Source organism: Pseudomonas sp. B111 (assembly GCF_026428275.1).
GTDB classification, from domain to species: Bacteria; Pseudomonadota; Gammaproteobacteria; order Pseudomonadales; family Pseudomonadaceae; genus Pseudomonas; species Pseudomonas aeruginosa.
In genome coordinates this window covers 3,037,261-3,049,522 of the sequence record NZ_CP097857.1, presented here as the reverse complement: position 1 = coordinate 3,049,522, position 12,262 = coordinate 3,037,261, and the positions used below count along the sequence as shown (strand labels likewise).

The window sequence follows — 12,262 nt, the reverse complement described above, 5'->3', positions numbered from 1 at the left end:
CGCAATGCAAGCGTACGAGTCGGGTGACGAGCGCGGCTTGATCTATGGTTACGTCCTCAACGGGCGCGGCGGCGGACGCCGTGTCGGACGCAACCAGATAGCGGTGCTCGACCTGCTGCCGGAGGAGAGCCTTTGGCTGCACTGGGACCGCGGCGTACCGGAAGCGCAGGCCTGGCTGCGGGATTCCGCGGGGCTCAGCGAGTTCGCCTGCGATCTGCTGCTGGAGGAGGCGACCCGCCCCCGTTTGCTCGATCTCGGGGCCGAAAGCCTGCTGGTGTTCCTCCGTGGAGTGAACCTGAATCCGGGCGCGGAGCCGGAAGACATGGTTTCGCTGCGGGTATTCGCCGACGCGCGCCGGGTGATCTCGCTGCGCCTGCGGCCGCTGAAGGCGGTGGCCGATCTGCTCGAGGACCTGGAGGCGGGGAAAGGGCCGAAGACGGCATCCGAGGTCGTGTACTACCTCGCGCACTACCTGACCGATCGCGTCGACACGCTGATCAGCGGGATAGCCGACCAGCTCGATGCTGTCGAGGAGCTGGTCGAGGCGGACGAGCGCGCCAGTCCCGACCAGCACCAGTTGCGTACCCTGCGCCGCCGGTCGGCGGGGTTGCGGCGCTACCTGGCGCCGCAGCGGGACATCTACTCGCAACTGGCGCGCTACAAGCTGTCCTGGTTCGTCGAGGACGACGCCGATTACTGGAACGAGCTGAACAACCGGCTGACGCGGAATCTCGAAGAACTCGAGTTGATACGGGAGCGCATCAGCGTCCTGCAGGAAGCCGAGTCGCGGCGAATTACCGAACGGATGAACCGCACCATGTATCTCCTTGGTATAATCACCGGCTTTTTCCTGCCGATGAGCTTCGTCACCGGCCTGCTGGGAATCAATGTCGGCGGCATTCCAGGGGCGGATGCACCGCATGGCTTCTGGCTGGCCTGCCTGCTGATCGGCGGGGTCGCCACCTTCCAGTGGTGGGTATTTCGTCGGCTGCGCTGGCTCTGACGTGACCTGGGGTGAGGAGAGGGCGTCACTCCCTCGTACAGATATGAGGTGCGCATGCACGATCCGTTCGAAGAGTCCCTGCGGGACCTGCTCAAGGCTTCGGCTCCCCAGCCGGACGACGACGCGCGTCTGGGACGGGTGCTGAAGACCGCCAATCGCCAGGTCGGCGCCGGTGACCTGTTCAGCCTCATGGGGCACTGGCTGCAGGCGCTGATGATCGGCATCAATAACGGTTCGCCGCATCTGGCGTCGGTTTCCCGTATTTCCGCGAAAAACGCATCTTCTGCTGACAAGGCTGAGTGAACATGCAATTCGATATCTGGACCCAGAGCTTGCTGACCGCGATGAACACCCTGTGGGGCAAGCTGGCAGGCTTCATTCCCAACCTGCTCGGCGCCCTGGTGGTCGTTCTGCTCGGCTTCGTCATCGCCAAGCTGCTCGATGCGCTGCTTTCCAAGCTGCTGGCCAAGCTGGGCCTGGACCGGCTGATGGGTGGCACCGGCCTGACCAAGCTGCTGGCCCGGGTCGGCATTCAGGTTCCGGTCTCGACGCTGGTCGGCAAGATCGTCTACTGGTTCGTACTGCTCGTCTTCCTCGTATCCGCCGCCGAGTCGCTCGGCCTGCAGCGGGTATCCGCCACGCTGGACGTCCTCGCCCTGTACCTGCCCAAGGTGTTCGGCGCGGCCCTGGTGCTGATCGTCGGCGTGCTCCTGGCGCAACTGGTGAACAGCGTCGTGCGCGGCGCGGCGGACGGCGTCGGCCTCGAATACGCGAACGGCCTGGGGCGGATCGCCCAGTGGCTGGTCATCATCATCAGCATCTCGGTGGCGGTGGGGCAGCTCGAGGTCAAGACCGACCTGCTCAACTACATCATCGCCATCGTCCTGATCACCGTCGGCCTGGCCGCTGCGCTGGCCCTGGGCCTGGGCAGCCGCGAGGTCGCCGGGCAGATCATTGCAGGAATCTACGTCCGCGAGCTGTATCAGGTCGGACAACAGGTGAAAGTGGGTGACGTTGAAGGCACTATTGAAGAGATAGGTACGGTCAAGACCATCCTGCTGACGGAAGAGGGAGAGCTTGTGTCGCTGGCCAACCGTCTACTGCTCGATCAGCGAGTTACCAGCCGCTGATCCGGGAGAGATAATGGACGTGGCTGCTCTGCAGGGCGGCCCGGCTTACGATATGACTGGCCTGATCTCACTTGAATAAGCCTCACCCCCTGTCACAGCGGTATGACCCACGCCAGCTTTCCGATGAAGAGCTGGTCGAGCGTGCGCACTCGGAGCTGTTCCACGTGACGCGCGCCTATGAAGAACTGATGCGGCGTTACCAGCGCACGCTGTTCAACGTCTGTGCCCGCTACCTGGGCAACGACCGCGACGCGGACGACGTGTGCCAGGAGGTGATGCTGAAAGTTTTGTACGGGTTGAAGAACTTTGAGGGCAAGTCGAAGTTCAAAACATGGCTATATAGCATCACGTACAACGAGTGCATCACGCAGTACCGCAAGGAGCGCCGCAAGCGCCGATTGATGGATGCGCTCAGCCTCGACCCGCTGGAGGAGGCTTCCGAGGAGAAGTCGCCGAAGGTTGAGGAACGGGGCGGATTGGATCGTTGGCTCGTCCATGTCAATCCGATAGATCGGGAGATTCTGGTTCTTCGCTTCGTCGCGGAACTGGAGTTTCAGGAGATAGCGGATATCATGCACATGGGTCTGAGTGCGACGAAAATGCGCTACAAGCGGGCACTGGACCGCCTGCGCGAAAAGTTTTCAGATGCGACCGAAACATAGTTGGGTAAATATTGTCTCTCTATGCGGGAAGTTCTGATAAACTTGCCACCCAAGTTGTGCGGCTGATTGTTGGACAACTAACTGACCATCAAGATGGGGATTTAACGGATGAAACTGAAGAACACCTTAGGCGTTGTCATCGGCTCGCTGGTTGCCGCTTCGGCAATGAACGCCTTTGCCCAGGGCCAGAACTCGGTAGAGATCGAAGCCTTCGGCAAGCGCTACTTCACCGACAGCGTTCGCAACATGAAGAACGCGGACCTGTACGGCGGCTCGATCGGTTACTTCCTGACCGACGACGTCGAGCTGGCGCTGTCCTACGGTGAGTACCATGACGTTCGTGGCACCTACGAAACCGGCAACAAGAAGGTCCACGGCAACCTGACCTCGCTGGACGCCATCTACCACTTCGGTACCCCGGGCGTAGGTCTGCGTCCGTACGTGTCGGCTGGTCTGGCTCACCAGAACATCACCAACATCAACAGCGACAGCCAAGGCCGTCAGCAGATGACCATGGCCAACATCGGCGCTGGTCTGAAGTACTACTTCACCGAGAACTTCTTCGCCAAGGCCAGCCTCGACGGCCAGTACGGTCTGGAGAAGCGTGACAACGGTCACCAGGGCGAGTGGATGGCTGGCCTGGGCGTCGGCTTCAACTTCGGTGGTTCGAAAGCCGCTCCGGCTCCGGAACCGGTTGCCGACGTTTGCTCCGACTCCGACAACGACGGCGTTTGCGACAACGTCGACAAGTGCCCGGATACCCCGGCCAACGTCACCGTTGACGCCAACGGCTGCCCGGCTGTCGCCGAAGTCGTACGCGTACAGCTGGACGTGAAGTTCGACTTCGACAAGTCCAAGGTCAAAGAGAACAGCTACGCTGACATCAAGAACCTGGCTGACTTCATGAAGCAGTACCCGTCCACTTCCACCACCGTTGAAGGTCACACCGACTCCGTCGGCACCGACGCTTACAACCAGAAGCTGTCCGAGCGTCGTGCCAACGCCGTTCGTGACGTACTGGTCAACGAGTACGGTGTAGAAGGTGGTCGCGTGAACGCTGTTGGTTACGGCGAGTCCCGCCCGGTTGCCGACAACGCCACCGCTGAAGGCCGCGCTATCAACCGTCGCGTTGAAGCCGAAGTAGAAGCTGAAGCCAAGTAATCGGCTGAGCCTCTAAGGAAAAACCCGGCTCAGGCCGGGTTTTTCTTTGCCTGGAAAAAGACCGCTCGTCAGGCGCTCAGGGAAATCGGTTGCGACACGATGTCGCGGGTTACTTCGCCGATCACCAGGATCGCCGGGCTTTTCAAGGCGAAACGTCCGGCGTCCCGCAGTAGCTCGCCGAGGTTGCTGCGGCATTCGCGCTGGTTGCCCAAGGTGGCGTTCTCGATCATCGCCAGCGGCGTATCCTCGGCCATGCCTCCAGCCAGCAGCCCGGCCTGGATCTCCGCGAGTCGGGCGACGCCCATGTAGACCACCAGCGTGGTACCGCTGCGTGCCAGGGCTTCCCAGGCCAGCGGGCTGTCGTCCTGGGTATGCGCGGTCACCAGGGTCACGCCGCGGCTGATGCCGCGGTAGGTAAGCGGTATGCCGCAGGCAGTGGCGCCAGCCAGCCCGGCGGTGATGCCGTTCACTATCTCGCTGTCTATCCCGTGCCGGGCCAGCCATTCGGCTTCTTCGCCGGCGCGGCCGAAGATGCATGGATCGCCGCCTTTCAGGCGCACCACGCTGCGTCCCTGGCGGGCATGCCGCAGCATCAGGCGCTGGATGAAGTCCTGCGGTGTGGAGCGGCAGCCGCCGCGTTTGCCGACTCGGACCAGCCGGGCGGACGGACAGTGCTCCAGTATGCTCGGGTTGACCAGATCGTCGACCATCACCACATCCGCGTCCTGCAGGGCGCGAACTGCCTTCAGGGTCAACAGTTCCGGATCGCCGGGACCCGCACCCACCAGCCAGACCTTACCGCTCATCGTCGTTCTCCTCAGGCATTCGCCGCCATGGGCCGGGGGGCCGCCAGCAGTCTCTTGATTTCCGGTACGCAGGAGCCGCAGCCGGTGCCGCAGCCGAACTCGCGCTTCAATCCGTCCAGGTCCAATCCGCGGGCGATGCCGCCGAGCACCGTTTGCTGGCTGACGTTCTGGCAACTGCACAGGGTCTTGCCGCCCGCACCCTGGCTGGGGCGTCCCGGTGCCGCGCCGAGTGGCGCGAGCAGCCAGCGGCGTAGCTCGCTATCGGCCCGGCCGGTAAGCCAGAGTTCTTTCAACCAGTCGCGGGCGAGGGTTTCGCCGGCGAGCCGGACGGCGACGATGCGCCCGTCTTCGAGGCGCACGCGCTTGCCGATGGCGCGCCGTGGGTCGTCGTAGGCGAGGATCGGCCCGTCGAGCAATTCGAGTTGGCGATCTATCCGCTCCAGCAGGTCTGCGCCAGGTGCCTCATGGTGTGCGGCGCTGACCAGCAGGGCGGGGCGCTCGCGTCCGGCGAGACTGAAGCTGGCGTGGTCGAAGACTTCGCACAGCGCACGGAGGGCCTCGAAACGCGCCTGGATATCGGTTTCCACCAGCGCGAACAGGCGCCAGGGCAGTTCGACGGATTCGACCTGAACCCCGGCGTGCTTGAGTTCGGGTTGTTTCGACAGGGGGTCGAACGCCGGCAGGGTCAGGACATTGCAGCCCAGGCCCTTGAGGAAGCGATCGCCCCAGTGCATCGGCAGGAAGGCCTGGCCGGGGCGCACCGAGTCGTCTGCACTCACTGGCAGGATCAGGGCGCCACGCCGGCTCTTCAGGCGCACGAGCTGCCCGTCCTGCAGTTGGCGGCGGCGCAGTTCCTCGGGATGCAGGTGCACCAGGGCCTCCTCTTCATGGCCGAACAGGCGTGCGCAGGTGCCGGTCCGGCTCATGCCGTGCCACTGGTCGCGCAAGCGTCCGGTATTGAGGGTCAGCGGGTAGCGCGCGTCACGTTTTTCCTGGGCGGCGCGGTAGGGTTCGGCGACCAGTTGCGCGCGTCCCGAGGCGGTAGGGAAGCGGCCGTCTGCATAGAGCCGTGCGGTGCCTTGCTCCGCGCCAGTGGGAAATGGCCATTGCTGCGGCCCCAGGCGGTCGAGCAGTGCGTAGCTGAGGCCGGAAAGATCGAGGTCGCGGCCGGCGGTAAGCAGCTTGTATTCGTCGAACAGGCTGCGGCTGTCGGCAAAGGCGAACAGGCCGGGTTTAGCGGGCCGCAGGTGCCCTTCCAGGCGGCGCGCGAAGTCGCAGACGATGTTCCAGTCCTGGCGTGCTTCCCCGGGGGGCGGAACGGCCCGACGGACATGACTGACCCGCCGTTCCGAATTGGTCACGGAGCCTTCCTTTTCTCCCCAGGATGCGGCTGGAAGCAAAAGGTCGGCGTATTGGCAGGTTTCCGTGCCGGCGAAGGCTTCCTGGACCACCACGAAGGGACAGCGGGCAAGGGCCTCGTGGATCTTGCGCTGGTCCGGCAGCGATTGCGCGGGGTTGGTACAGGCGATCCAGAGCGCCTTGATCCGGCCGTCGTGGACCGCATCGAACAGCTCGATGGCGCTGAGGCCGGGGGACGTGGGCAACTGTTCCACGCCCCAGTAGTGCGCCACCTCGGCGCGATGGCCGGGATCGGCGGCTTCGCGGTGGCCGGGTAGCAGGTTGGCCAGGCTGCCGGTCTCGCGACCGCCCATGGCGTTCGGCTGGCCAGTGAGGGAAAACGGCCCGCATCCGGCGCGGCCGATCTTGCCGGTGGCCAGGTGCAGGTTGATCAGTGCGCTGTTCTTGGCGCTGCCGGCGCTGGACTGGTTGAGCCCCATGCACCAGAGCGAAAGGAAGCGCGGCGAACGGCCGATCCATTCGGCGCAGCGCTGCAGGTCGGCGCGGTCGATGCCGCAGATGTCGGCGACGGCGGCCGGGGTGTAGTCGCGCACCAGTTCCTTCAGGTCGGCGAAACCTTCGGTATGCTCGGCGATGAACGAACGGTCGATCCAGTCCTCCCAGAGCAGGATATGCAGGATGCCGTGGAACAGTGCGACGTCGGTGCCGGGCAGCAGCGCCAGGTGCAGGTCGGCCAGCTCGCAGGTGTCGGTGCGCCGCGGGTCGATCACCACGATGCGCATCTCCGGCCGAGCGGCCTTGGCGGCTTCCAGGCGACGGAACAGGACCGGGTGGGCGAAGGCCATGTTGCTGCCGGCGATCAGCACGCAATCGGCGCAGTCGAGGTCTTCGTAGCTGCAGGGCGGTGCGTCGGCGCCCAGGCTGCGCTTGTAGCCGACCACCGCCGAGGACATGCACAGGCGCGAATTGCTGTCGATGTTGTTGGTGCCGACCAGGGCCCGCGCCAGCTTGTTGAAGGCGTAGTAGTCCTCGGTCAGCAACTGGCCGGAGATATAGAAGGCCACGCTGTCCGGCCCGTGTTCGCGAATGGTCTCGGCGAAACGCCCGGCGGCATGTTCCAGGGCACTCTCCCAGTCGCTGCGAGCCCGCGCCATTTGCTTGCCGAGGCGCAGTTGGGGGTACAGCGCGCGGGCCTGGAGGTCGCCGGTCAGGTGCAGGCTGGCGCCTTTGCTGCAGAGTCTGCCGAAGTTGGCCGGGTGCCGCGGGTCGCCTTGCACGCCGAGGATGCGTTCGCCGTCGTGTTCGATCAGGACGCCACAACCCACGCCGCAGTAGCAGCAGGTCGAAGCGGTGGTGCGCAGCGGGGAATCTGTCGACATGCTCGGCTCCTGTTATCGGCGAGAGATCAGGCGCACAGCGCCACGCTGTCCAGGCCGAGCAGCACCCGTCCGTTCTCCACCCGCACCGGGTGGCGATGGGCGCAGCCCTGGTCCGGGGCCACGGCTTCGCCGCTCTCCAGTTCGATCTGCCAGTTGTGCAACGGACAGGCCACTCGCTTGCCGTAGATCAGGCCCTGGGACAGCGGGCCGCCCTTGTGCGGGCAGCGGTCATCGAGGGCGAAGACCTGGTCGTCGGCGGCGCGGAAGATGGCGATGTCGCCTTTCGGGCCGGCGACCACGCGCGAGCCCAGCGGGTTGATTTCATCGAGGGCGCAGATATCCAGCCAGTTCATCGGTTCACTCCGGTAGGGGGAGGGCCGCCGTGGGACGGCCCGGACAAGGGATTCAGACGTTTTCCAGTTGCTTGAGCGGAATCCGTTCGAACTCCTTCTTCAATTGCGGCTGTTCGATGCGCTGCTTCCATGGGTCCTGCTCGAAGGAGAGGGCGAATTGCAGGCGGTCGTTGAGCGCCTTGCGGTTTTCCGCGTCCTCGACCACCGCCTTGCGGATGTGCTCCATGCCGACCCGCTGCAGGTAATGCACCGTGCGCTCCAGGTAGAAGGCTTCCTCGCGGTAGAGCTGGAGGAAGGCGCCGTTGTATTCGCGCACTTCTTCGGCGGTCTTGAGCTTGACGAAGAACTCCGCGACCTCGGTCTTGATCCCGCCGTTGCCGCCGATGTACATCTCCCAACCGGAGTCCACGCCGATGATGCCGACGTCCTTGATCCCGGCCTCGGCGCAATTGCGCGGGCAGCCGGAGACCGCCAGCTTGACCTTGTGCGGCGACCACATGTTGAACAGGTCGTGTTCCAGATCGATGCCCAGCTGCGTCGAGTTTTGCGTGCCGAAGCGGCAGAACTCGCTGCCGACGCAGGTCTTCACGGTGCGGATGGATTTGCCGTAGGCATGTCCGGAGGGCATGTCGAGGTCTTTCCAGATGGCCGGCAGATCGTCCTTCTTCACCCCCAGTAGGTCGATGCGCTGGCCGCCGGTGACCTTGACCATCGGCACCTGGTACTTGTCGGCGACGTCGGCGATGCGCCGCAACTCGGCGGCGTTGGTCACGCCGCCCCACATCCGCGGTACCACCGAGTAGGTGCCGTCCTTCTGGATGTTGGCGTGGGCGCGTTCGTTGATCAGGCGCGACTGCGGATCGTCCTTGGCTTCTCCCGGCCAGGTTGAGATCAGGTAGTAGTTCAGGGCCGGGCGGCAGGTGGCACAGCCGTTCGGGGTCTTCCAGTCCATGAAGCGCATGGCGGCGTCGAGACTGGTCAGCCGGTGTTCGCGAATGGCCTTGCGGATCTGCCCGTGGTTGAGGTCGCTGCAGCCGCAGATGGCCTTCTCGCTCTTCGGCTTGACGTCGGCGGCGCCGCCGACGGTGCTGATCAGGATCTGTTCCACCAATCCCGCGCAGGAGCCACAGGAGCTGGCGGCCTTGGTGTGTTTCTTGACTTCGTCGACGCTGAACAGGCCGTGTTCTTGTATGGCCTTGACGATGGTGCCCTTGCAGACGCCGTTGCAGCCGCATACTTCGGCCGTGTCGGGCATGCTCGCGGCGCTGTTCTGGCCCTGGTGGCCGACATCGCCGAGGGCGTTCTCGCCGAACATCAGGTGGTCGCGGATCTGCGCGACGTTGTGGTTCTCGCGGATCTGCCGGAAGTACCAGCCGCCGTCGGCGGTGTCGCCGTAGAGACAGGCGCCGACCAGTACATCGTCCTTGATCACCAGCTTCTTGTAGACGCCGCCGATGGGGTCGGAAAGGGTGATGGTCTCGCTGCCTTCGCCGCCGATGAAGTCGCCGGCGGAGAACAGGTCGATACCGGTCACCTTGAGCTTGGTCGAGGTCACCGAGCCCTGGTAGCGGGCGTAACCGAGATGAGCCAGGTGGTTGGCGCAGACCTTGGCCTGCTCGAACAGCGGCGCAACCAGGCCGTAGGCGATGCCACGGTGGTTGGCGCATTCGCCGACCGCATAGATGCGTGGGTCGTAGGTCTGCAGGGTGTCGTTGACCAGGATGCCGCGGTTGCAGGGGATGCCCGCGCTTTCGGCCAGCTCGGTATTGGGGCGGATGCCGGCGGCCATTACCACCAGGTCGGCGGGAATCACGTCGCCGTCGTTGAACTGCACGGCACAGACCCGGCCGCTGCCGTTGTCCATCAGTTCCTGGGTCTGGGTGTTCAGGCGGAAGCGGATGCCGCGGGCTTCCAGCGCGCCTTGCAGGAGTTTGCCGGCGGTGCGGTCCAGTTGGCGTTCCAGCAGCCAGTCGGAGAGGTGCACGACGGTCACGTCCATGCCGCGTTGCTTGAGGCCGTTGGCCGCCTCCAGGCCGAGCAAGCCGCCGCCGATCACCACCGCGTGGCTGTGGGTCCGGGCGCAGTCGATCATGGCCTGGGTGTCGGCGATGTCGCGGTAGCCGATCACGCCCTGCAGGCGATTGCCGGGTATCGGCAGGATGAAGGGGACCGAGCCGGTGGCCAGCAGCAGGCGGTCGTACTCGGCCTCGCTGCCGTCCGCGGCGACCACCCTGCGGCGGACCCGGTCGATCTGCACCACCTTGCGGTCGAGGAGGAGCTTGATGCCGTTTTCCGCATACCAGTTGAGGTCGTTGAGGACGATTTCCTCGAAGGTCTGCTCGCCGGCCAGTACCGGGGACAGCAGGATGCGGTTGTAGTTGGGATGGGGCTCGGCGCCGAACACCGTGATGTCGTAGAAGTCCGAGTTGAGCTTGAGCAGTTCTTCCAGGGTACGGACCCCGGCCATGCCGTTGCCGACCATCACCAGCTTGATCTTCTTCATGCGGAGTAGCTCCTGCATAAGGTTGGCGCAAACAAAAAAGGCGTCCCGCTGTTGCCAGCAGGACGCCTTTGTCCAGGTCCCGTTCGGTCGGGAAACGCCGCCTCGTCGTTGAGGCAGGCGCTTTGTTGTCGATTGTCGGGAGAACCCAAGCAGGCGCCGTGCCAACTTGCGCTATTGCCTATCTCCATGGCCTTGCAGGGATAACGCGGGGCCTCACCGCGGTCTTTCTGCTCCGTGCCGGGGCGTATCGCACCGGGCTGGTGCCTCTCAGCCCTTCAGCCAGACCAGGAGTAGCGCCAGGTTGGCGGCCAGGGACAGCAGGGCGATGGCGCGCCAGGTCTGCAGCGGTTCGCGCTCCAGCAATGGGCGGGGCGCCGCGACCGGCAACGCTTCTCCCTGTTGCAGCGAGAGCAGCCATTCCTCGGCGGTCTCGAAGCGCTGTGCGGGGTCGCAGGCGACGGCGCGCAGCAGCAGGTCGTCGATCCAGGCCGGCAGGTCGGGGCGATAGCGGCTGGGCGGGACGGGGCGACCGAAGCGCGGGTGCTGGAAGGCTTCGATCTCGCCATAGGGATAGCGCCCGGTCAGCGCCTGGTAGAGGCAGACGCCGGTGGCGTAGAGATCCTGGCGCACCGAGGGCGAGGTGCCGGAGAAGCACTCCGGCGCCAGGTAGCTGGGCGTACCCGGTAGCAGATGGGGGTCTTCGCGCGACAATCCCGGACACCAGGCCAGGCCGAAATCCAGCAGGCGCAGCTCGCCGTCGCGGCCGAGGTGGAGATTTTCCGGCTTGAGGTCGCGGTGCAGCAGGTTGCGTCGATGCAACTGGCCAAGCCCGCGCAGCAGCTGGTTGGCCAGCCCCAGCCACTCCGGCAGCGACAGCGGGCCATGGTTGCGCAAGCGCTCGGCGAGAGTCTCTCCGGGGTGCTCGCGCATCAGGTAATACAGATGCTGGCGTTGCGCCAATCCGTGCAGCTCGGGGAAATGCCGGCCCTGGACGCGGCGAAGGAACCATTCCTCGAGCAGCAGGGCCTGGGTTGCCAGCGGATCGTCGGCACGTGCGGCGGGAAGGGTCTTCAGCAGCCAGGGTTGGCCCTGGCCATCCTCGACCCGGTAGAGCAGGGACTGGCGGGATTCGCCGAGCAACTGCCGGACCCGCCAGCCTTCGAAGAGCTGGTCGGGCTTCAGCGGTGGCGGCAGTGGCCAGTGGCCCAGTTGCGCGAGGGCGTCGCCGAGGCTGCCTGCGGGCACGGCTTCCACGCGCACCAGCAGGGCGCTGGCGTTGTCCTGGCTGCCTGCCAGGTGGGCGGCGCGAACCAGAGCCTCGGCGCTGCGCTGCGGCTCTTCGGCGTTGCGCAGGATGCTGCGGATGCCGCTGTCGCCCAGCGTCGCCCAGACGCCGTCGCTGACCAGTAGCCACTGGCTGCCGGGCTCCAGATCGCCTTCCAGATAGTCGACCACCAGATGCTGGTCCAGTCCCAGGGCGCGGGTCAGCACGTGTTGCATGTGCGGCTGTTCCCAGACGTGGTCGCTGGTCTGCCGGAGCAACTCGCCGTCGCGCCACAGGTAGGCCCGGCAATCGCCGACGTGGGCCAGGGTGTAGCGGGTGCCGCGCAGCACCAGGGCGGTGAGGGTGGTGAGCAGCGGCTGGCCGCCGCCGTTGGCCTGTAGCCAGCGGTTCTGCGCCAGCAGCAGGCGGTCCAGGGACTGCACGATGGCCCAGGTTTCCGGAGTCGCATAGTAATCCAGGGCCAGCGCTTGCAGGCTGCTGCGCGCCGCCAGGCCGCCATCGGCGCACTGGCTGACACCGTCGGCGATGGCCAGCAGGTGTCCCTTGCTGGCGGCCAGGGCCGGCGCCGGGGTGACCACCCGCAGCGCGTCCTGGTTTTCCGTGCGAGGCCCGCAGGCGCTG

General features: G+C 65.3%; 10 protein-coding genes. 5 read left to right on the top strand and 5 right to left on the bottom strand.

Annotation, left to right across the window (positions count from 1 at the left end; genetic code table 11):
- Positions 1–4 precede the first annotated feature (4 nt).
- From M6E97_RS14045 to oprF, 5 genes are all read left to right on the top strand, one after another.
- On the top strand, positions 5–1,003 hold the full coding sequence (locus M6E97_RS14045) for a zinc transporter ZntB (protein ID WP_003098062.1): 999 nt from the start codon (positions 5–7) through the stop codon (positions 1,001–1,003).
- A gap of 48 nt (positions 1,004–1,051) precedes the next feature.
- Entirely contained in the window at positions 1,052–1,306 is a 255-nt protein-coding gene (locus M6E97_RS14040) for a CrfX protein (protein ID WP_079385780.1), read from the top strand.
- 2 nt (positions 1,307–1,308) lie between these two features.
- Positions 1,309–2,133, top strand: a complete 825-nt coding sequence (locus tag M6E97_RS14035) for a mechanosensitive ion channel family protein (protein WP_003087830.1) — start codon at positions 1,309–1,311, stop codon at positions 2,131–2,133.
- A 71-nt stretch (positions 2,134–2,204) separates the two neighbouring features.
- A complete protein-coding gene (gene sigX / locus M6E97_RS14030; protein WP_003098059.1) occupies positions 2,205–2,795 on the top strand; it encodes an RNA polymerase sigma factor SigX in 591 nt (196 codons plus the stop codon).
- A 108-nt stretch (positions 2,796–2,903) separates the two neighbouring features.
- A complete protein-coding gene (gene oprF / locus M6E97_RS14025; RefSeq protein ID WP_003087843.1) occupies positions 2,904–3,956 on the top strand; it encodes an outer membrane porin OprF in 1,053 nt (350 codons plus the stop codon).
- A gap of 68 nt (positions 3,957–4,024) precedes the next feature.
- On the opposite strand, the gene cobA is transcribed toward oprF, so the two are convergent.
- The 5 genes from cobA to M6E97_RS14000 form a co-directional block, all read right to left on the bottom strand.
- Positions 4,025–4,762: a uroporphyrinogen-III C-methyltransferase gene (gene cobA, locus M6E97_RS14020; protein WP_003087845.1), complete on the bottom strand. Its 738-nt coding sequence runs from the start codon at positions 4,760–4,762 to the stop codon at positions 4,025–4,027.
- 11 nt (positions 4,763–4,773) lie between these two features.
- Positions 4,774–7,500 carry a nitrate reductase gene (locus M6E97_RS14015; protein WP_034005163.1) on the bottom strand — a complete coding sequence of 909 codons (2,727 nt, stop codon included), beginning with the start codon at positions 7,498–7,500 and terminating at the stop codon, positions 4,774–4,776.
- A gap of 26 nt (positions 7,501–7,526) precedes the next feature.
- The gene (gene nirD, locus M6E97_RS14010) at positions 7,527–7,853 is read right to left on the bottom strand and encodes a nitrite reductase small subunit NirD (protein ID WP_003098054.1); all 327 of its coding nucleotides are present in this window, start codon (positions 7,851–7,853) and stop codon (positions 7,527–7,529) included.
- A 52-nt stretch (positions 7,854–7,905) separates the two neighbouring features.
- Positions 7,906–10,356, bottom strand: a complete 2,451-nt coding sequence (gene nirB / locus M6E97_RS14005; RefSeq protein ID WP_003098052.1) for a nitrite reductase large subunit NirB — start codon at positions 10,354–10,356, stop codon at positions 7,906–7,908.
- A 267-nt stretch (positions 10,357–10,623) separates the two neighbouring features.
- Positions 10,624–12,219: a bifunctional protein-serine/threonine kinase/phosphatase gene (locus tag M6E97_RS14000; RefSeq protein ID WP_012614286.1), complete on the bottom strand. Its 1,596-nt coding sequence runs from the start codon at positions 12,217–12,219 to the stop codon at positions 10,624–10,626.
- Positions 12,220–12,262: the final 43 nt, after the last annotated feature.

What these genes read in the sequence shown, in the direction of transcription:
- M6E97_RS14035 (WP_003087830.1), top strand. Translation starts at nt 1,309, where the DNA reads ATGCAATTCGATATCTGGACCCAGAGCTTGCTGACCGCGATGAACACC.
- nirD (WP_003098054.1), bottom strand. Translation starts at nt 7,853, where the DNA reads ATGAACTGGCTGGATATCTGCGCCCTCGATGAAATCAACCCGCTGGGC.
- M6E97_RS14045 (WP_003098062.1), top strand. Translation starts at nt 5, where the DNA reads ATGCAAGCGTACGAGTCGGGTGACGAGCGCGGCTTGATCTATGGTTAC.
- M6E97_RS14015 (WP_034005163.1), bottom strand. Translation starts at nt 7,500, where the DNA reads ATGTCGACAGATTCCCCGCTGCGCACCACCGCTTCGACCTGCTGCTAC.
- oprF (WP_003087843.1), top strand. Translation starts at nt 2,904, where the DNA reads ATGAAACTGAAGAACACCTTAGGCGTTGTCATCGGCTCGCTGGTTGCC.
- nirB (WP_003098052.1), bottom strand. Translation starts at nt 10,356, where the DNA reads ATGAAGAAGATCAAGCTGGTGATGGTCGGCAACGGCATGGCCGGGGTC.
- cobA (WP_003087845.1), bottom strand. Translation starts at nt 4,762, where the DNA reads ATGAGCGGTAAGGTCTGGCTGGTGGGTGCGGGTCCCGGCGATCCGGAA.